The organism is Winogradskyella sp. PG-2 (assembly GCF_000828715.1).
Classification (GTDB): domain Bacteria; phylum Bacteroidota; class Bacteroidia; order Flavobacteriales; family Flavobacteriaceae; genus Winogradskyella.
Window position 1 is genome coordinate 232,501 of record NZ_AP014583.1, and the last position, 19,272, is coordinate 251,772.

General features: G+C 32.2%; 19 protein-coding genes (1 of these 19 only partly in view). 10 read left to right on the plus strand and 9 right to left on the minus strand.

What is annotated here, in order from left to right; translation table 11 throughout:
• The 4 genes from thrS to rplT form a co-directional block, all read left to right on the plus strand.
• Positions 1–1,279 carry the 3' portion of a threonine--tRNA ligase gene (thrS, locus tag WPG_RS01200; RefSeq protein WP_045468307.1) on the plus strand. The gene continues 662 nt to the left of window position 1, outside the view, so the window shows 1,279 of its 1,941 coding nt (coding positions 663–1,941); its start codon lies off the left edge, out of view; its stop codon occupies positions 1,277–1,279.
• Between the two features lie 63 nt (positions 1,280–1,342).
• Positions 1,343–1,858 (plus strand): translation initiation factor IF-3, encoded by a 516-nt coding sequence (gene infC, locus WPG_RS01205; RefSeq protein WP_231850234.1) that lies wholly within the window; start codon positions 1,343–1,345, stop codon positions 1,856–1,858.
• 58 nt (positions 1,859–1,916) lie between these two features.
• Positions 1,917–2,114: a 50S ribosomal protein L35 gene (rpmI, locus tag WPG_RS01210; RefSeq protein WP_045468309.1), complete on the plus strand. Its 198-nt coding sequence runs from the start codon at positions 1,917–1,919 to the stop codon at positions 2,112–2,114.
• Between the two features lie 103 nt (positions 2,115–2,217).
• Entirely contained in the window at positions 2,218–2,562 is a 345-nt protein-coding gene (gene rplT, locus WPG_RS01215; RefSeq protein WP_045468311.1) for a 50S ribosomal protein L20, read from the plus strand.
• A gap of 83 nt (positions 2,563–2,645) precedes the next feature.
• Here rplT and WPG_RS01220 read toward each other — a convergent pair whose 3' ends face one another.
• On the minus strand, positions 2,646–3,713 hold the full coding sequence (locus WPG_RS01220) for an adenylate/guanylate cyclase domain-containing protein (RefSeq protein ID WP_045468313.1): 1,068 nt from the start codon (positions 3,711–3,713) through the stop codon (positions 2,646–2,648).
• Positions 3,714–3,722: 9 nt separating this feature from the next.
• Positions 3,723–4,907 (minus strand): hypothetical protein, encoded by a 1,185-nt coding sequence (locus tag WPG_RS01225; protein WP_045475027.1) that lies wholly within the window; start codon positions 4,905–4,907, stop codon positions 3,723–3,725.
• Positions 4,908–5,184: 277 nt separating this feature from the next.
• On the opposite strand from WPG_RS01225, the gene WPG_RS01230 reads away from it, so the two are divergent.
• The gene (locus tag WPG_RS01230) at positions 5,185–6,216 is read left to right on the plus strand and encodes a DUF6252 family protein (protein ID WP_045468316.1); all 1,032 of its coding nucleotides are present in this window, start codon (positions 5,185–5,187) and stop codon (positions 6,214–6,216) included.
• Here WPG_RS01230 and WPG_RS01235 read toward each other — a convergent pair.
• The 6 genes from WPG_RS01235 to tgt form a co-directional block, all read right to left on the minus strand.
• Positions 6,213–7,253 (minus strand): AI-2E family transporter, encoded by a 1,041-nt coding sequence (locus WPG_RS01235; protein ID WP_045468319.1) that lies wholly within the window; start codon positions 7,251–7,253, stop codon positions 6,213–6,215. The two genes, WPG_RS01230 and WPG_RS01235, sit on opposite strands and share 4 nt — an antisense overlap.
• A gap of 72 nt (positions 7,254–7,325) precedes the next feature.
• The gene (dnaB, locus tag WPG_RS01240; RefSeq protein WP_045468321.1) at positions 7,326–8,858 is read right to left on the minus strand and encodes a replicative DNA helicase; all 1,533 of its coding nucleotides are present in this window, start codon (positions 8,856–8,858) and stop codon (positions 7,326–7,328) included.
• Positions 8,859–9,025: 167 nt separating this feature from the next.
• Positions 9,026–9,979: an acetyl-CoA carboxylase carboxyltransferase subunit alpha gene (locus tag WPG_RS01245; protein ID WP_045468324.1), complete on the minus strand. Its 954-nt coding sequence runs from the start codon at positions 9,977–9,979 to the stop codon at positions 9,026–9,028.
• Positions 9,980–10,038: 59 nt separating this feature from the next.
• Entirely contained in the window at positions 10,039–10,947 is a 909-nt protein-coding gene (locus WPG_RS01250; RefSeq protein ID WP_045468327.1) for a DMT family transporter, read from the minus strand.
• A complete protein-coding gene (locus WPG_RS01255; RefSeq protein WP_084221494.1) occupies positions 10,934–12,010 on the minus strand; it encodes an LptF/LptG family permease in 1,077 nt (358 codons plus the stop codon). Before WPG_RS01255 ends, WPG_RS01250 begins: the two co-directional genes overlap by 14 nt.
• A gap of 3 nt (positions 12,011–12,013) precedes the next feature.
• Positions 12,014–13,144, minus strand: a complete 1,131-nt coding sequence (gene tgt / locus WPG_RS01260) for a tRNA guanosine(34) transglycosylase Tgt (RefSeq protein ID WP_045468333.1) — start codon at positions 13,142–13,144, stop codon at positions 12,014–12,016.
• A 167-nt stretch (positions 13,145–13,311) separates the two neighbouring features.
• Here tgt and WPG_RS01265 point away from each other — a divergent pair, with 167 nt between their 5' ends.
• The 4 genes from WPG_RS01265 to WPG_RS01280 are packed head-to-tail and all read left to right on the plus strand — an operon-like array spanning position 13,312 to position 16,469.
• Positions 13,312–14,157: a transketolase gene (locus WPG_RS01265; protein ID WP_045468336.1), complete on the plus strand. Its 846-nt coding sequence runs from the start codon at positions 13,312–13,314 to the stop codon at positions 14,155–14,157.
• Position 14,158: 1 nt separating this feature from the next.
• A complete protein-coding gene (locus WPG_RS01270) occupies positions 14,159–14,866 on the plus strand; it encodes a hypothetical protein (RefSeq protein WP_045468340.1) in 708 nt (235 codons plus the stop codon).
• Positions 14,863–15,816, plus strand: a complete 954-nt coding sequence (locus WPG_RS01275) for a transketolase family protein (protein ID WP_045468343.1) — start codon at positions 14,863–14,865, stop codon at positions 15,814–15,816. Before WPG_RS01270 ends, WPG_RS01275 begins: the two co-directional genes overlap by 4 nt.
• A gap of 53 nt (positions 15,817–15,869) precedes the next feature.
• Complete coding sequence (locus WPG_RS01280; RefSeq protein ID WP_045468347.1) at positions 15,870–16,469, plus strand: outer membrane beta-barrel protein; 600 nt, start codon at positions 15,870–15,872, stop codon at positions 16,467–16,469.
• A gap of 74 nt (positions 16,470–16,543) precedes the next feature.
• On the opposite strand, the gene WPG_RS01285 is transcribed toward WPG_RS01280, so the two are convergent.
• Positions 16,544–18,010: an aminoacyl-histidine dipeptidase gene (locus WPG_RS01285; protein WP_045468350.1), complete on the minus strand. Its 1,467-nt coding sequence runs from the start codon at positions 18,008–18,010 to the stop codon at positions 16,544–16,546.
• Between the two features lie 142 nt (positions 18,011–18,152).
• On the opposite strand from WPG_RS01285, the gene WPG_RS01290 reads away from it, so the two are divergent.
• Positions 18,153–19,220: a DUF3810 domain-containing protein gene (locus WPG_RS01290; RefSeq protein ID WP_045468353.1), complete on the plus strand. Its 1,068-nt coding sequence runs from the start codon at positions 18,153–18,155 to the stop codon at positions 19,218–19,220.
• The last annotated feature ends 52 nt before the right edge of the window (positions 19,221–19,272 follow it).

Consider the following 19,272-nt stretch of genomic DNA (forward strand, 5'->3'; position numbering starts at 1 on the left):
TCCCAAACAAAAAGAACTTACTGAATATCTCCACTTATTAGAGGAAGCAAAAAAGCGAGATCATAGAAAACTTGGTAAAGAACTTGAACTATTTACTTTTTCTCAAAAAGTAGGGCAAGGTTTACCGTTATGGCTACCTAAAGGAGCAGCTTTACGAGAACGCTTAGAAAATTTCCTTAAAGCTGCCCAAAAGAAGGCTGGTTATGAAATGGTTGTAACACCTCATATTGGCAATAAAGATCTATATGTCACTTCTGGCCACTTTGCTAAATATGGTGAAGACAGTTTTCAACCTATTAATACCCCAGCTGAAGGTGAAGAGTTTTTACTTAAACCTATGAATTGCCCACATCATTGTGAAATATATAATAGTAAACCTTTTTCATATAAAGATTTACCAAAACGTTTTGCAGAATTTGGTACAGTATATAGATATGAACAAAGTGGTGAACTTCATGGTTTAACACGTGTAAGAGGGTTTACTCAGGATGACGCACATATTTTTTGTACGCCAGATCAATTAGATGCAGAATTTAAAGAAGTTATTGATTTAGTCTTATATGTATTTGGCTCATTAGGTTTTGAAGATTTTAAGGCACAAGTATCATTAAGAGACCCTGAAAAACCAGAAAAGTATATAGGTAGTGATGAAAACTGGGATAAAGCAGAGCAAGCTATCTTAAATGCTGCAATTGACAAAGGTTTAAATTATGTTGTAGAAACAGGAGAAGCTGCTTTTTATGGACCAAAGTTAGATTTTATGGTAAATGATGCTCTTGGACGACAATGGCAATTGGGCACAATACAAGTAGATTACAATTTACCAGAGCGTTTTGATTTAACTTATAAAGGTAGTGATAATGAAATGCATAGACCTGTTATGATTCATCGTGCACCCTTTGGTAGTTTAGAACGTTTTGTAGCGATTTTACTAGAACACACGGGCGGAAACTTCCCACTTTGGTTAATGCCAGAACAAGCAATTATTATCTCGATTAGTGAGAAATATGAAAAATACGCGGAAAAAGTTTTAAATTTGATGGAAAATGACGAAATTCGCGCCCTTGCAGACAATAGAAATGAAACTGTAGGTAAGAAAATTCGTGAAGCAGAAATGCAAAAGTTCCCGTTTATGATTATCCTTGGTGAGCAAGAAGAAAAAGATAATACAATAACTGTACGTCAACATGGTGGTGAAGATCTTGGCACAATTACTGTAAATGAATTTATAAATATTGTAAAAGATAGAGTAAATAAAAGCCTAAAAACTTTTAAATAAATAACGTTTAATTTAAATATATAAGTCATAGCAATACGTAGAAGAAGGAATTTTAATAGACGTGTGGTCAAAGAAGATCAACACAATATTAATTCTAAAATTAGAGCTGAAGAAGTTCGACTTGTTGGAGATAATGTTGAAATTGGTGTATATCCTACTAAACAAGCTCTAAACATCGCCGATGAACAAGGTTTAGATCTTGTTGAGATTTCGCCAAATGCGAAACCGCCCGTTTGTAAAGTAATGGATTATAAAAAATTCCTTTACGAACAAAAGAAAAGAGATAAAGCTTTGAAATCTAAAGCTACCAAAGTTGTAGTTAAAGAAATTCGGTTTGGACCTAATACGGATGACCATGACTATGAATTTAAGAAAAAACATGCCGTTAAGTTCTTAAAAGATGGAGCAAAGCTCAAAGCTTTTGTATTTTTTAAAGGACGATCCATTGTCTTTAAAGAGCAAGGTCAAATTTTATTATTAAGATTAGCTCAAGATCTTGAAGAATATGGCAAGGTAGAACAAATGCCAAAGTTAGAAGGTAAGCGAATGATTATGTTCATCGCACCAAAAAAGAAATAAAAGAGCTGTTGATTCAGCAAAACGATAATAAGCGAAACGTAATTAAAAATAGGAGAAAATGCCTAAAATGAAAACAAAATCGAGTGCTAAGAAACGTTTCAAACTAACTGGCACTGGTAAGATTAAAAGAAAGCATGCTTTTAAGAGTCATATATTGACAAAAAAATCTAAAAAGCGTAAGCTTAAGTTAACTCACGATGGTTTAGTACATAAATCAGATGAGGATAACATTAAAACAATGTTACGTTTAAAGTAATACAGTTTTAATAGGTTAAAACAATTTATAAACCCTGGAGTTAGGCAAAATTATTTAGCAAGTACCAAAATTTGGTCGCCTACTACAAAAAACAATTAAAGAAATGCCAAGATCAGTAAATTCAGTTGCAAAAAGAGCTAGAAGAAAAAAAGTTCTTAAGCAAGCAAAAGGTTACTTCGGAAGACGTAAAAACGTTTGGACAGTAGCAAAGAATGCGGTTGACAAAGCGATGCAATATTCGTACAGAGACCGTAGAAATAAAAAGAGAACATTCCGTGCGTTATGGATTATGCGTATTAATGCAGGTGCAAGACAACATGGAATGAGCTATTCAAAGTTCATGGGAAAATTAAAAGCCAATAAAATCGAATTGAATCGTAAGGTTCTTGCAGATTTAGCTATGAATCACCCAGAAGCTTTTGAAGCTATAGTTAACAAAGTAAAATAAGGCTTTTAGCCAAATTAATAACAACATTTCGCTTAATAAATCCGATTCATTAGAATCGGATTTTTTGTTATTCATAGTTTATATTATAATGCGTAAACTTCAACTGTATCTTTCTTTCCTTTAAGCGCAATACCATTAGACAATAATTGGTAATGAGTTTCAGAAATACTCAGATTATTAAGCACACTTTTTGACACTAAAAGAGATTTATTATAGGTATTACATAACTTTTGTAATCTCGCTGCAGTATTAATGACATCTCCATGATAAGCTATTTCTTTTTTTACATAACGAACTTCAGTTACCATTATTTTCCCACAATGTATACCAGCTTTAAACTCTGGTTTATGATTGTATTTTTTAGCATAGTAATCCTCTCTTTTGTTTAATCTCTTTTCAAAAGCGAAAAACATACTAATACAATTATTATTTTTGAAGCCTTTTTTTGGCAACCAACTCAACACGGCTTCATCACCAACATATTGATAAACTTCTGCTTCAAACCTACTAAGGATCCTATTTAAATCTATAAAACAATCTTGAATGAATTTACTATACTCAATATGCCCTAACTTCTCCGCAATTTTAGTCGAATCTTTTAGATCTAAAAACATTAAGATTCTTTCCTCTTCTTGAGGTTTTCTATATTTTCCAATAAGAACATTAATAAAAATACCTCTTCCAAATTTGTCATTAGCAATCCTTATCAAAGAGAAAACAATAGAACTTGTAATAGAGTAAATAACCGTGGTCCAAAAGAATGGATCTCTTCTCCACCAACCTCTTTCATTTGGCAAATCTATATCTATCTGCTCTTCGACTAATAAAGATATGGTACTCAGTAAGACTATAATTAAAACAAAATAAATTATAGATTTTACAAGTATACTAATTCCTAAAGCAAGTCTTTTACTAATAAAAATATCAAATAAAAACTCAATGATAGCATATACAAGACCCAATAAAAAACCAACTATTATAGCAAACTCATAGTAGGCTCTAATAGGCAAGTTTAAAACATCATCTGAAAAAAGACTTAACTCTTCTTCAATACCATTATATCTTATAAGGGAAAAAAGAAAAAAAGCAATTACCCAAAATATAATTGATGTAAATACTAATTCTAATAATACTTTTAATCTTATGTTCATTGACAAGAATCAAGTTTTCTGCTTTTTCTTTTTAGCAGCAGGAAATAAAACATTATTCAAAATCAAACGATAACCCGGTGAAGTTGGGTGTAAATCTAATTCTGTTTTCGGATCTCCAACTCTATGAGTATAATCTTCTGGGTCGTGACCACCATAAAAGGTGAAGAAGCCTTTTCCTTTTATACCATGAATGTATTTAGCTTCACCATTAGTTCTATTTTCTCCCATAACTAATACATTCGACTTTATTTGATCTCTAGAAAAAGACGTTGTTTGCCCCATAAAACCTTTAACTAAAGCTGTATGATTTTGGGTTAACATCGTAGGGATTGGATCCCATTTTGCAGAATACTCCATCAATGAAAAATAATCTGTAGTATATGGTATCTGACGTTTCCGAGTCATATCTATCGAAGAGAATTCATAAACATTTGGGCTTCGTTCTAATACATAATCTTTAAAAGCAAATGTATTAGTGAAATCTATTTTATTTTGGTAACCTGGGTCACTTCCATCTCCATCAAACATAGGCTCACAGATATCTACATTCTCTGCAGAAAGTGCAATATCAAAACTATCCGTCGCAGAACACATTGCAAACATAAAACCACCACCAACTACATAATCTCTTATTTTAAGTGCTACATCTAATTTAGCGTCAGAAACTTTACTATAGCCAAGACGATTTGCCAATTCTTCAGCATTTTTCTTTTCTTCAATATACCAAGCTGCAGAACGATATGATCTATAAAACTTACCATATTGACCCGTAAAATCCTCGTGATGTAAATGTAACCAATCATATAAGAGCAATTCGTCTTTTAAGACCTCTTCATCATAAATAGTTTCATAAGGAATTTCAGCATATGTCAATACCATTGTTACAGCATCATCCCAAGGCTGTTTCCCATAAGGTGTATATACTGCAATTTTTGGTGCTTTTTCTAAAACTACGGCTTCTTGATTTACTGCAGGGCTGGCAATATCTTCTAAGATTTTAGTGGCTTTAGAATCTGAGATAACCTCAAAACTAACCCCTCTAATTTGACATTCACGTTGAATGATTTCTGCGTCTGGTAATAAGAATGAACCACCTCTATAGTTGAGTAACCATTTAACTTTAAGTTCGCGTTCTAGTGTCCAATAGGTTACACCATATGCTTTCAAATGATTCTCTTGAGTCTCAGCATCCATAGGAATAAGTATGTAAGATGCATATGAATTTACACTCAAGAAAAGCGTAATTATAATTAATGCAATTTTTTTCAAGTTCATAGATTTAGAACTAAATATAATTAAATTTTAACCTAACATCATCTATTTTATAATTCTTTTAAGTTATTATTCTATTGAACTTATACTTATAAAGTTTGTATCTTGTATAGCTGTATTCATTATAAGTTAATATCTAAGTACTTTCTTGATTAGTGTGAATAGAAAATTCAAAATATTAGTTTTTAGCATTATTTCAGTGTTCATATCATGTGAAAATGAGCCTTATGAAGGTCCTTTAGATTTCAATACTCAAATTTCTTGTGAAGAGGCAAATGAAAATTTAACATTAGCTGAATCTAATTTTGATGATGTTAATGCAGCTAATTACAATTTATACTGTCAAGAATATAGAGACGCATTAGAAGACTATATCTCGGCTTGTCCAGATGATAATAGTGAAATTTCAATGCTTTTAGATAACTTAGGGGATTGTGAACTTTCCTCTTATTTTCAGGTTGATTTTGATGGCTCAACTTTTTTTGCTGACTCTGCTGAGGCAAGCATAGAGCAAGGTCAAATATCTATAAAAGGTATACGAGGCACAAATGAGGAAACCGTAGAACTAATAGTAAATGCTACAAGTCAAGGAACTTATAGTTTGGGAGTTTCTGCAAATAATAACCAACTAAATATTGGGCTGTATTCACCAGATAGTAATAGTTTAAACGCTTGGCAGTCTGTTAATCCTTCTAACGAGGCACAAGGAGAAATTACTATTACTAAAATTGATTATTTTAACTCCGTTATTTCTGGAACTTTTAATTTTACAGCTTATGATGAAGTTAATGGTACTAAGGAGTTTAGTAATGGCATATTCGAAAACATTCTTTTTACAAAAGCTAATGACTTTTTTGCTAAAGTGGATGGAGTTGAATTTGTAGATGTTCAAATTGTACCAGGTATTAATAATTTTGGATGGATAGGACTTCTTGCGAGAGATCAACAGAATGAAGAAATATTCATATCCGTAAGATATAATGCAACTCCTGGAACATACAGTTTAAGTCAAGATTCTTCATTTACAGGTTTTGATTATTCGCCAAGCTTTCAAGATTTTCATTACGGAGATGGTTCAGTAACTGTATTAATACATAATCCAGAAACTAATTTTCTAATGGGCACATTTAGTTGCACTGCATTGCCTGAGCTTGATGGAGTTGGTACTTATGAAATTACTGAAGGCCGTTTTTGTGTTACCTATCTTGATGGTTCTTTTATAGAGGACTAGAGTTTACTAGGCCGTGTTTCTTTTCCAGATAATAAACTTGCTATAATTTTTGTACTCGGAAATTGCTCTAAAATAATTTTAATGAATACTGTAATTGGTATAGCCATAATTAAGCCTGGAATTCCCCATAGAAAGCCCCAAAACATGAGCATCACTAATACAGCAATAACATTTATAGAAAAAGATTTACCCATAAAAATTGGTTCTAAAATTGCTCCAAATGTTACTTGAACTAAAGTAATAGCTAACATAAAAAAGAAGAGTGTACTTGTTGGATCAAACTCAACAAACGCAAAAATAGATAACAATATTACAGATATAAAAGAGCCTACCATTTGCACAAAGTTTATAGCAAAAGCAAATAATCCCCAAAAAATTGGAAAACTTACATCAAAGAACACACACATTAAACCAGTAAAAATGCCAGTTAATGCACTCACTAAGAACTTAACCTTAATGAACTTAATTAGATCCTTTTCAATCTTCAAAAAGGTTTTTACAGACGTATGTTTTCGTTTAAGCAAAGTGTTATTTAAAAGTTTCTGAACATTTATAGATTCTGCCAACCATAGCACAACAAAAAACACTGTCATTAGTAAGCTTGTTAAAAATGAATTCAAAAAACCTAATGTTGTTCCTAAATTTTCTTTTTCAAAAAACTGTCCAATGAAGTTCTTATCCTGTTCAAATACAATACCAAAACTATCATGAAGATACACTTTAAGATCTGCTAATTTCACTTCAGCTTTTGATAAAAATTCGGTGTTATTTGCTAAAATTTGTTTACTAGATAATTGAATTAATTCAAAACCAATTTTTAAACCTCCTGCTACTAAAAGAAGTACAATAATTATGCTTACAAATTTTGGTACTTTACGTCTTCCCAACCAGCGCATTATTGGTAGAAATAGTAATGCTATAAACATTGAAAATATTAATGGAATAAATATAAAGGATAATATTTTAAGTAAATAAAAAACAAGAGGTACTACTATAATTAACAGTAGGACATTAGTTGTACGTCTTTGATCTAACATGAGGCAAATTTCTTTTTAATAGCAGAAAGTAAAGATAAGTCAAAAAACCGCTTTTAAAACCTTAAAATGCTGTTAAAAAGGAACCCCATCATCCTCAGGTCCATCAAAAGCATCAGATGGAGATGGGAAATTATCTGGCTTAAACGTATCATCGTTTGCAGCCGCATTCATTTTTGAATGGAACTCGCCAAAAGGAGTATCAAAATCATCTAGATTATCAAATTTACCTAAATGACCAATAAACTTTAATCTTATATTCTCCAATCCACCATTTCTGTGTTTAGCAACTATAAATTCACCTTGACCTTCAGTAGGAGAACGTTCTTCATCATCCCATTCGTCAATCTTGTAATACTCAGGTCTATAGATAAACGATACAATATCTGCATCTTGCTCAATTGCTCCAGATTCACGTAAATCTGATAATAAAGGACGTTTACTTCCTCCACGGGTTTCCACAGCACGAGATAACTGAGATAAAGCAATTACAGGAATACTCAATTCTTTCGCCAAAGCCTTAAGGTTACGAGAAATTGTAGAAATCTCCTGTTCACGATTACCTCCTTTTTGACTTCCACCTGCAGTCATTAATTGCAAATAATCAATCATTATCATCTTAATCCCATATTGAGAGGCTAAACGACGAGCTTTTGCTCTTAAATCGAAAATTGAAAGCGATGGTGTATCATCGATAAATAAAGGTGCTTTTTCTAAAGTTTTCACCTTTACATTAAGCTGCTCCCATTCATGTTTTTCAAGCTTACCAGTTCTTAATTTTTCTGAAGACAATCCGGTTTCACTAGAAATTAAACGTGTAATTAACTGTACGGAAGACATTTCTAAAGAAAAGAATGCTACAGGAATATTACTATTTACGGCAACATTACGAGCCATAGTAAGCGTAAATGCAGTTTTACCCATACCTGGTCGAGCAGCCACAATAATTAAATCAGATGGTTGCCAACCAGATGTTAACTTATCGAGTTTATCAAATCCAGAGGGAATTCCACTCATACCCTCTTTATTCGAAATTTCTTCAATCTTTTTCTTAGCTTGTATGACTAAACTTTGTGCCGTTTCTGTAGATTTCTTGACGTTTCCTTGAGTTACTTCATACAATTTCGCTTCTGCATTATCTAACAGGTCAAAAACATCTTTTGTTTCATCATAAGCCTCTTCAATAATTTCACTCGAAATTTTTATCAAACTACGTTGAATATATTTCTGAAGAATAATACGTGCATGAAACTCAATGTGCGCTGAAGAAGATACACGTTGTGTTAAAGAAATGAGGTAAAAATCACCACCAATTAAATCTAATTTTTCATCCTTCTTAAGCTGGCTAGAAACCGTTAATAAGTCAACAGGTTCACTGTTTTCAAATAATTTAAAAATGGCTTCAAAAATGTGTTTATGAGCTTCTTTATAGAAAGCTTCGGCACTCAAAATATCAATAACCTCATCAACCCCTTTCTTATCAATCATCATTGCACCCAATACAACTTCCTCTAAATCAATTGCTTGAGGTGGTATTTTACCTTTTTCTAAATTAATAATTGTGCTTTTATCGACTTTATAGCCTTGTATAGGGTTGGGTTGTTTCATAAGTAACAAAAATAACTAAATACATCGACGAACTGCATAAGTGCTGTTTAGCAATCTCAACAGATCGTTAACAATTTAACTGTTAATAACTAAAATATATTGTTAATAGCGCCAAAAAAAACCGAAGCATAAACTTCAGTTTTTTTTGTTGCCTATGTTTAGTGGATTTAGTCTTTATAGACTCCCATTTGATCATATTTTTCCATACGCTGATTCACTAAATCTTTTGGTGATAAGTTTTTAAGTGCATCATAAGACTTTACAATAGCATCCCTTACAGCCGAAAATGCCTTTTCTCTATCTCTGTGCGCTCCACCAATAGGTTCTTTTATAATTTGATCCACAAGTTTCATGCGCTTCATATCCTTAGCTGTTAACTTTAATGCTTCAGCTGCCTGTTCTTTATATTCCCAACTTCTCCACAAAATTGAAGAACAAGACTCTGGTGAGATAACAGAATACCATGTATTTTCTAACATCATAACTTTATCACCAACACCAATTCCTAAGGCTCCACCTGAAGCTCCTTCACCAATAATAACAGTTATAATTGGCACTTTTAAACGTGCCATTTCTAAAATATTTCTTGCTATTGCTTCACCTTGACCACGCTCTTCAGCTTCTAAACCAGGATAAGCGCCTGGTGTATCTATTAAAGTTACTACAGGTATCCCAAATTTTTCAGCAGATTTCATTAAACGTAAAGCTTTACGATAACCTTCTGGGTTAGACATACCGAAATTACGATACTGTCTAGTTTTAGTATTAAATCCCTTTTGCTGACCTATAAACATATAAGATTGATCATCAATTTTTCCTAAACCGCCAATCATTGCTTTATCATCTTTAACATTTCTGTCTCCATGCAATTCTAAAAAAGAATCACCACTCAGCGCTTTAATATGATCTAATGTATATGGTCTGTTTGGATGACGAGACAACTGAACGCGTTGCCAAGCTGTTAAATTTTTATATATATCTTTTTTAGCTTCAGCTAATTTCTTTTCTATCTGCTTACAAGTTTCAGTGACATCAACATCACTTTCTTTTCCTATAATCTGACATTTATCTAGTTGATCTTCTAGTTCTTTTATGGGTAATTCAAACTCTAAATATTCCATACAATTTGAAGTTATTTTTTGTTTAGTTAGTTAGTTAGTTGGCTACAAATATAAAAACTTTAATCGGTAATATTAGTTGTTTTGCTTTTTCGTCTCTTATAGTTTTTGAATATAGCATCAAATAAAACAGTGACTAAAACAAGACATGCACCTATATAAAACTGAGGTGACATTTTCTCGGTCTCTGGAAATAAAACTAAAGCGATTGCTATGCCATAAATTGGCTCTAAATTATAGCTTAAAATTACAGTAAAAGGACTTATATAACGCATCACTTCAACTGCACCTATAAAAGCATAAGCTGTACAAACTGATGCTAAAATAAAAATGTAAATCCAATCAGAATTAGACAATGAAAAAAATTCTGCATTAAATGTGTTCCCAGCTGCTAGAATAAATATAGTTAAGAATACAACACCACTTATAAATTCATAAAATGAAATAACTGTAGCATTATAACGCTCTATAAATCGTCCATTAATAACAGCGAATAAAGTTGAAAATAAAGCGGATAGTAATCCCAAAATAATTCCATTTATATAACCCATTTCACTGCTCGTAATTAAAACAACACCAACTATTACTATAATACCAAAGAGGATTTCATAAGCTAGTATACGTCGTTTAAAAAAAATAGGCTCTATAAAGGAAGCGAAAAACGCTCCGGACGAAAACATGGCTAATGCAATAGATACATTAGCTTGGTTTATAGCTTCAAAAAAAGTAATCCAATGTAAGGCTATAATAATACCTGCAGCTGAAAATTGCCAAAAACTCTTCTTGGTAACTTTTATATTCAGTTTTATAATTTTAATGTAAATAAACATTAAAATACCAGCAATAGCCATTCTATACCAAACCAATTCTAATGAACCTATAGTTATAAGTTCTCCGAGAATGGCTGTAAAACCAGCAATAAAGACAAGTAGATGTAAATGTAAGTAATGCTTAAGTTTAGCGTTTGGCATTTTGTAGAAGATATACTGCTAAAATACCAAATATTACATTAGGAAACCATACAGCTATAATAGGATTAAAGTTAGATTGCTCAGCCATAACTCCAAAAATTTTATCAAAGAAGACATAAATCATGGCAATTGCAATACCAACAGCTAGATTTGCTCCCATACCACCTCGACGTTTAACCGATGATACAGCAACTGCAATAATGGTAAGAATAAATATTGAAACTGGCAAACTCCATTTCTTCAACTTTACAACTTCATATCTTCCTATATTAGGTGAACCTCTTCGTCTCTCTGCTTCAATAAATTTTAAAAGGTCTCCATAAGATTTGGTTTCAGCTGCATATTCAAGAGGTGTTAAATCTTCGAGTTCAAAAGGAAATTTTATATTAAGATTTCTTTTTGTCTCAACAGTTTCGGTACTATTTTCAAAAGAACGCTTTATATAATTTCTCAATCTATAACTAGAATCTTCTTCAACATATCTTATATTATCAGCAAATATTTTGTATTGAAGTTCATTGCCTTCAAAATGCTCATAAGTAAAATTCATGCCTACTTTTCTATCTGGTATATAGTTGCTTACATAGATATAATCGTAATCATTAATTTGTTGGTAAACATGTAGAGTTTGTTGAATTTTTTTATTCTTCTTTAGATATTTAAATTTAAACTCATTAAATCCTTGACTCGCAATTGGCGCTAAATACATACCCAAAAACAAAGCGAATCCTGCTACAATAGTTGCACCTATTAAATAAGGACGTAAAAATCTAGAAAACGAAACACCAGAACTTAAAAAAGCTACAATCTCAGTATTGTTAGCTAGCTTTGACGTAAACCATATTACAGAGAGAAATAAAAATAAAGGAAATAATAAATTGGCGAAGTATACCGTAAAATCTACATAATACATTGCAGTCTCATCAAAAGGAGCTTTATTTTCCAAAATCTTACCTACTTTCTCTGATAGATCTACGGTTATACCAATAGGTATAAATAGTAGTAACATCATTAGAAATGTAAATAAATACCGCTTCAATATGTACCAATCGAGTATTTTCACTTATTACAACCTCTTATCCATTTGTTTTACCATTTTATCTTTCCAAACACCAAAATCACCTTCAATAATATGTTTTCGGGCTTCTCTAGTCAACCACAAATAGAATCCTAAATTATGTATGGTTGCAATTTGTTTTCCTAATAACTCATTAACGGTGAATAAATGTCTTAAATAGGCTTTACTATATTCCGTATCAACAAATGTTATTCCCATTTCATCAATTGGAGAAAAGTCATCTGCCCACTTTAAATTTTTAATATTTATACTACCATGAGCAGTAAACAGCATTCCATTTCTTGCATTACGAGTAGGCATCACACAGTCAAACATATCCACTCCCAACGCAATATTTTCTAATATATTGATTGGAGTCCCAACTCCCATTAGGTAACGCGGTTTATCTTCGGGTAGAATACTACAAACAACATCAGTCATTGCATACATTTCTTCGGCAGGTTCACCAACTGAGAGTCCACCTATAGCATTTCCTTCTGCGCCTGCATTTGCAATATATTCAGCAGATTGTTTCCTTAAATCTTTATATGTACTTCCTTGTACAATCGGGAAAAACGTCTGTTCATAATCGTATTTTAAAGGTGTTTTCTTTAAATGTGTAAGGCAACGTTCTAGCCAACGATGTGTCATGTGCATAGAACGCTTTGCATAATTATAATCACAAGGATAAGGAGTACACTCATCAAATGCCATTATGATATCTGCACCTATACTTCTTTGCACCTCCATTACATTCTCTGGTGTAAAAACGTGATAGCTTCCATCGATATGCGACTTAAACTTTACTCCTTCTTCTTTTATTTTTCGATTGGCAGATAATGAATAAACCTGATAACCTCCTGAATCAGTAAGAATATTACGATCCCAATTCATAAATTTATGAAGTCCACCTGCTTTTTCAAGAATTGGTGTTTGTGGTCTTAAATATAAATGATAAGTATTCCCTAAAATAATATCTGGATTGATATCATTTTTTAATTCTCTCTGATGCACACCTTTAACAGATGCAACAGTACCAACTGGCATAAAAATAGGAGTCTCAATTACACCATGATCTGTAGTAATTGATCCCGCTCTGGCTTTGGTAGCTTTATCGTTTGCTAATCTCTGAAATTTCATTAATTGTAAGTCTGGTGGCAAATATAATTAACTCCATGTCATTCAATCTTAATTAAAAATAAAAATTGTTAGCAAATCCATAAAATCGTTAATAAGTGACTGCTTTCAACTTTTGAAAGGCTTATGTAAAAGGCTATTTTTGTGGCTTAAATTATAAGCAACATAACATGCCAAACATTCAAGAATTAGAAGATTTAACAACTCAAGTTCGTAGAGATATTTTACGAATGGTACATAAAGTCAATTCTGGTCATCCAGGAGGCTCCTTAGGCTGTGCCGAATTTTTTGTTTCACTGTACCAAGAGATCATGGATAGAAATGATGGTTTTGATATGGACGGAAAAGGTGAGGATTTATTTTTCCTTTCTAACGGTCATATCTCACCTGTCTATTATAGTGTACTGGCAAGGTCTGGTTATTTCTCTGTAGATGAATTAAACACCTTTAGATTAATAGATTCGCGTTTACAAGGACATCCAACAACCCATGAAGGATTACCAGGAATAAGAATTGCTTCAGGTTCATTAGGGCAAGGTATGTCAGTTGCTATAGGCGCAGCACAAGCAAAGAAACTTAATAACGATAAGCACTTAGTTTATAGTCTACATGGTGATGGTGAATTACAAGAGGGCCAAAATTGGGAAGCTATTATGTATGCCTCTGCAAAAAGAGTAGATAACCTTATCGCTACAGTTGATTTAAATGGGAAGCAGATAGATGGAGCTACAGATGATGTTTTACCAATGGGTAGCATTAAAGCTAAGTTTGAAGCTTTTGGTTGGACTGTTCTTGAAATTGAAGAAGGTAATAACTTAGAGGCTGTTTTAAATGGTTTAAAAGAAGCAAAATCATTAACAGGTAATGGAAAACCTATTTGTGTTTTGCTAAAAACTGTAATGGGTAATGGTATTGATTTTATGATGCATACACATGCATGGCATGGTAAAGCACCAAACGATGAACAATTAGCTATAGGATTAGCTCAAAATGCTGAAACTTTAGGAGATTATTAATATGAATAAAATACTAACGTACTTATTAATATTTTGTATAGGTCTCTGCTATTCTCAAGAAAAAAATATTACTATTGATTATACTGTAGATTATCTTGTTCCAAAGAAGAACAAAACTGAAGTTGATACTATTACTATTGGGTTTGACAAAGATGGTAGATACTTATGGACCGATAGCGAATATCTTGCAAAAGATTTAGGGCGTTCTATGTTTAGAGGAAAAGAAGAACTTTTAAAAGATGCTGAAATAGGGATAATTTTAGATACTGAAAAGTTGAAAATCACTTTATTCTTTAGTTCTGGCGACAATGAAATTTATATGAACGTAGCCTTAGACGCTATAGTGCCTATTCGTAATTCTAATAAACCAAGTGAAACGTTTGAACTACAATCTGAAACCACAGGAGATACAATTAAAGTATTAGATCGTGAGACAGAGATGTACATTCTATTTCCTAGCAACAAGCCAGATGATAGCGTATATGTTGGAGTTGATAAAGAACTAAAAGTTGATAACACTAAGTTATTTGATAATTTTCTTTCATTCTTTTTTGCTGCAGAGGAAAACTCAGAAATGAAAGCACTTAATTTTCCAAACGGACTTATACTCAATATTTCTGATGATGGGAAAACCATTATTGAAGCACATAAAATAAATACCAATACTAAAACAATTACTCTTAACCATAGTTACAAAATAACAGAATGAAAACATACACTTACACAGAAAAAAAAGATACAAGAAGCGGTTTTGGAGCTGGTTTAGCAGAATTAGGACGCACCAATCCCAATGTTGTTGCATTATGTGCAGACCTTATTGGATCTTTAAAGATGAATCAATTTATTGATGAAAATCCTGAACGTTTCTTTCAAGTAGGAATAGCTGAAGCAAACATGATGGGAATAGCGGCAGGTTTAACCATTGGAGGGAAAATTCCTTTCACAGGTACATTTGCAAATTTTTCGACAGGTAGAGTTTATGATCAAATTAGACAGTCAATTGCTTATTCTGGCAAAAACGTAAAAATATGTGCTTCTCATGCTGGTTTAACTTTAGGTGAAGATGGAGCAACGCATCAAATATTAGAAGATATTGGTTTAATGAAAATGCTACCAGGAATGGTTGTTATTAATCCTTGTGATTACAATCAAACTAAAGCAGCAACTATTGCTATTGCAGAACATAATGGACCAGTATATTTAAGATTTGGACGTCCTTCTGTACCAATTTTCACTCCAGCCGATCAAAAGTTTGAAATTGGTAAAGCCATTAAATTTACTGAAGGTACAGATGTCACTATTGTAGCTACAGGTCATTTAGTTTGGGAAGCTTTGGAAGCTTCTAAAGCCCTTAATGAAGCAGGAATTTCAGCTGAAGTTATAAATATCCATACTATAAAACCTTTAGATGATAAAGCTATTTTAGATTCGGTTTCTAAAACAGGATGTATAGTAACAGCTGAAGAACATAATCATTTAGGTGGTCTCGGAGAAAGTGTAGCTAGAGTTTTAGCTCTACATAATCCAACTCCACAAGAATTTGTCGCTACTAATGATACATTTGGCGAATCTGGGACACCTGCTCAGCTTATGAATAAGTATGGTTTAAACAGTGATGCGATACAAAAAGCAGTAAAAAAGGTATTAAAAAGAAAATAAATTCGTTTTGGCATCGTTTTTGAAACTGCATACTAATCTTAAAAACGAACATTATGAAAAATTTGAAAAAGTCAGCATTTTTAGCTGCAGTTTTAGCATTTATTAGTTTTAGTTTAAGTGCCCAAAGTGGTAGTGGCTTTGGTTTTAAAGGTGGTTTAAACTATAGTGCAAATGGAGACTATTTTGAAGCTATAGGCGATAATGCCAAAAACCCAGACCGAAACATAGGCTACCATATTGGTGTTTTCGGAAAAATAGGTGAAAAGCTCTATTTTAGACCAGAATTAGTTTATACCGCTACAAAAAGTGATTACGACAGCGATGAATTTTCCGTGAAGAAGATTGATGCTCCACTTTTAGTTGGAATAAGAGTTTTGGGGCCAATCAGTGTTTTTGGAGGGCCATCACTTCAATACATTTTAGACACAGAATTCGAGGGTATTAGTATTGATAATGTTGAAGATGATTTCTCTGTAGGTTTAAATTTTGGTATTGGAATAAATTTCAATAAAGTTGGTATTGATCTGAGATATGAAAGAGGTTTTAATAATAATGAAGCTACATTCTTAGATAACAATCTTGGTTCTGATGTTACTAGTAGAATTGATACTAGACCGGATCAATTAATTTTAAGTTTATCAATAGCACTCTAATAGATAATAATAAGCATATAAAAAAGCCACTAAGTTCTTAATCAGAAATTAGTGGCTTTTTATTTAGGTGAAATTTAGGCTTTCTTTGGAATACTCTTTAGAATTTCTAACACAAATTTCCAATACTTCTGTGCAGAAGAAATCTGTGCACGCTCATCTGGGGAATGTGCCCCTTTAATATTTGGTCCAAAGCTAATCATATCCATATCTGGGTAGTTAGTTCCTAAAATCCCACATTCTAAACCTGCATGGCAAGCAGCAACATGTGGTTTTTCTCCGTTGTTTAAACGTTCATAAATTGGAACCATTACTTTTAAAATATCAGAATCCATATTTGGTGCCCAACCAGGATAATCACCAGAAAATTCAACTTCACAACCTGTTAATTCAAAAGTCGCTCGTAATGTATTTGCTAAATCTAATTTAGAGCTTTCTACAGAACTACGTGTTAAGCAACCTATTTTAATAGTGCCTTCTTTTACAATAACTCTAGCAATATTATTAGATGTTTCAACTAAATCTTTAATATCCGGACTCATACGATATACACCATTACAAGCGGCATATAAAGCTCTAGTAATACCTTCTTGAACTCCTAAGTCCATAATTTTTTCTGGAGTTGTCGTTTTAGAAACTTCAATTTCTAATTCCGGCTCCATAGTTTTAAATTCTGATTTAATAGTTTTTACTAGCTCATTAATTTCAGATTCAAAAGCAGTTTCATGAATAGCATCAATGACAACAATAGCATTACTTTCTCTTGGAATAGCATTTCGTAAACTTCCTCCATCTATTTCAGAAATACGTAATCCGAATTTTTCAAAACCATCAAACAAAAGACGACTCATTATTTTATTAGCATTACCTAAACCTTCATGAATTTGCATACCTGAATGTCCTCCTTGTAAACCTTTTACAACGACTGTATATCCAATCTTAAACTCAGGGGTTTCCTCTTCATTATAGCTACGCGTTGCAGTAACATCTACTCCACCAGCACAACCTACACCTATTTCATCATCTTCTTCAGTATCTAGATTTAATAATATCTCACCTTTTAGAAGACCTCCTTTTAAACCCATTGCTCCTGTCATTCCTGTTTCTTCATCAATAGTAAACAAAGCTTCTAATGCTGGATGCGCAATTGTATCACTTTCTAAAATAGCCATTATAGTCGCCACACCTAAACCATTATCTGCTCCAAGTGTAGTTCCTTTTGCTTTTACCCAATCATCTTCTATAACCATTTCTATACCTTGTGTGTCAAAATCAAAAACAGTATCGTTATTCTTTTGATGAACCATATCCAAATGTGATTGCATCACAATTGGTTTTCGGTCTTCCATTCCTTTTGTTGCTGATTTACGGATAATTACATTGCCAACTTCATCTTCAATAGTTTCTAAACCTAGATTTTCACCAAAATCCTTCATAAATTTAATAACACGCTCTTCTTTTTTTGAAGGTCGAGGAACGGCATTTAAATCTGCGAATTTATTCCATAGTTGTTTAGGTTCTAATGCTCTTATTTCTGAACTCATATATTTAGTTTTATAACTGCAAAATTACAAAATAGCTTGCTTTATTTGTTATCATTATTTACTTGTTTCGGAATCTATTTAAAATTTATATAAATCAATTTTACAACCCTATAAACAAACATCTTTTTCCTATTTTTGATTCATGTTCAAAAACAAAAAATTAGGTTTAGTCATTTTTTTTGGAATTCAAATTCTATTGATTTCTATACTTAAAAACTACCCTGAACTTGTAGAACAATTCTATAGTAATGGACTGTACGTTTTCTTATCCAAACTAATGCGATATGTTTTTGGATGGATTCCTTTTTCTATTGGCGATCTACTCTACACTTTAGCAGGTATTTACTTAATAAGGTGGTTGATTTTAAGTAGAAAAAGACTAGTTAAAGACACCATTAACTGGTTTCTAGACATTGGAGCAACATTATCTATTACTTATTTTACATTTCATATCCTTTGGGCATTTAATTATTATAGACAACCTTTATACAAATCATTAAATATTGAAGCAGAATATACAACTGAACAATTAGTTAATTTTACAGAAAGACTAATTGAAAAGTCAAATGCACTTCACACAAAATTAGAATCCAATGACACTTTAAAAATAATAATTCCTTATAGTAAATCTGAGATATTCGATAATATTCAAAATGGTTACGAAAAACTTTCTAAGACTTATCCGCATCTTAATTACCAACCAAAAAGCATTAAAAAATCTCTCTATAGTATTCCTTTAACTTATATGGGCTTTTCGGGTTATCTTAATCCTTTTACGAATGAAGCGCAAGTTGACGGCTTAATTCCTGTTTATAAATTTCCTACAACTGCATGTCATGAAGCTGCGCATCAATTAGGTTATGCTGCTGAGAACGAAGCAAATTTTATTGGTAGTCTAGCAGCAATTTATAATGATGATGATTATTTTAAATATTCAGGTTATACGTTTGCTTTAAGATATTGTTTGGCAGAATTATCTAGACGAGATTCTGAAACCTACAAAACTATTATTCCGTCAATTAATAAAGGGATTATAAAAAATTATCAAGAAGTTAAAGCCTTTTGGATGGCTTATGAAAATCCTTTAGAGCCTATTTTCGAAAAAACATTTGATAGTTTCCTAAAAGTAAACAATCAATCTGATGGCATGAAAAGTTATAGTTACGTAGTAGCATTGCTTGTAAATTATTATGAGGACAAAGCACTTTAAACGTTAAATTGTTTCATTTCAATCTTCTTTTTTGGCTTTAATGCTTATCTTT

What these genes read in the sequence shown, in the direction of transcription:
- tgt (WP_045468333.1), bottom strand. Translation starts at nt 13,144, where the DNA reads ATGAAATTTCAGAGATTAGCAAACGATAAAGCTACCAAAGCCAGAGCG.
- WPG_RS01250 (WP_045468327.1), bottom strand. Translation starts at nt 10,947, where the DNA reads ATGCCAAACGCTAAACTTAAGCATTACTTACATTTACATCTACTTGTC.
- WPG_RS01285 (WP_045468350.1), bottom strand. Translation starts at nt 18,010, where the DNA reads ATGAGTTCAGAAATAAGAGCATTAGAACCTAAACAACTATGGAATAAA.
- WPG_RS01270 (WP_045468340.1), top strand. Translation starts at nt 14,159, where the DNA reads ATGAATAAAATACTAACGTACTTATTAATATTTTGTATAGGTCTCTGC.
- WPG_RS01235 (WP_045468319.1), bottom strand. Translation starts at nt 7,253, where the DNA reads ATGTTAGATCAAAGACGTACAACTAATGTCCTACTGTTAATTATAGTA.
- WPG_RS01275 (WP_045468343.1), top strand. Translation starts at nt 14,863, where the DNA reads ATGAAAACATACACTTACACAGAAAAAAAAGATACAAGAAGCGGTTTT.
- WPG_RS01280 (WP_045468347.1), top strand. Translation starts at nt 15,870, where the DNA reads ATGAAAAATTTGAAAAAGTCAGCATTTTTAGCTGCAGTTTTAGCATTT.
- WPG_RS01290 (WP_045468353.1), top strand. Translation starts at nt 18,153, where the DNA reads ATGTTCAAAAACAAAAAATTAGGTTTAGTCATTTTTTTTGGAATTCAA.
- WPG_RS01265 (WP_045468336.1), top strand. Translation starts at nt 13,312, where the DNA reads ATGCCAAACATTCAAGAATTAGAAGATTTAACAACTCAAGTTCGTAGA.
- WPG_RS01245 (WP_045468324.1), bottom strand. Translation starts at nt 9,979, where the DNA reads ATGGAATATTTAGAGTTTGAATTACCCATAAAAGAACTAGAAGATCAA.
- rplT (WP_045468311.1), top strand. Translation starts at nt 2,218, where the DNA reads ATGCCAAGATCAGTAAATTCAGTTGCAAAAAGAGCTAGAAGAAAAAAA.
- dnaB (WP_045468321.1), bottom strand. Translation starts at nt 8,858, where the DNA reads ATGAAACAACCCAACCCTATACAAGGCTATAAAGTCGATAAAAGCACA.
- WPG_RS01225 (WP_045475027.1), bottom strand. Translation starts at nt 4,907, where the DNA reads ATGGATGCTGAGACTCAAGAGAATCATTTGAAAGCATATGGTGTAACC.
- WPG_RS01220 (WP_045468313.1), bottom strand. Translation starts at nt 3,713, where the DNA reads ATGAACATAAGATTAAAAGTATTATTAGAATTAGTATTTACATCAATT.
- rpmI (WP_045468309.1), top strand. Translation starts at nt 1,917, where the DNA reads ATGCCTAAAATGAAAACAAAATCGAGTGCTAAGAAACGTTTCAAACTA.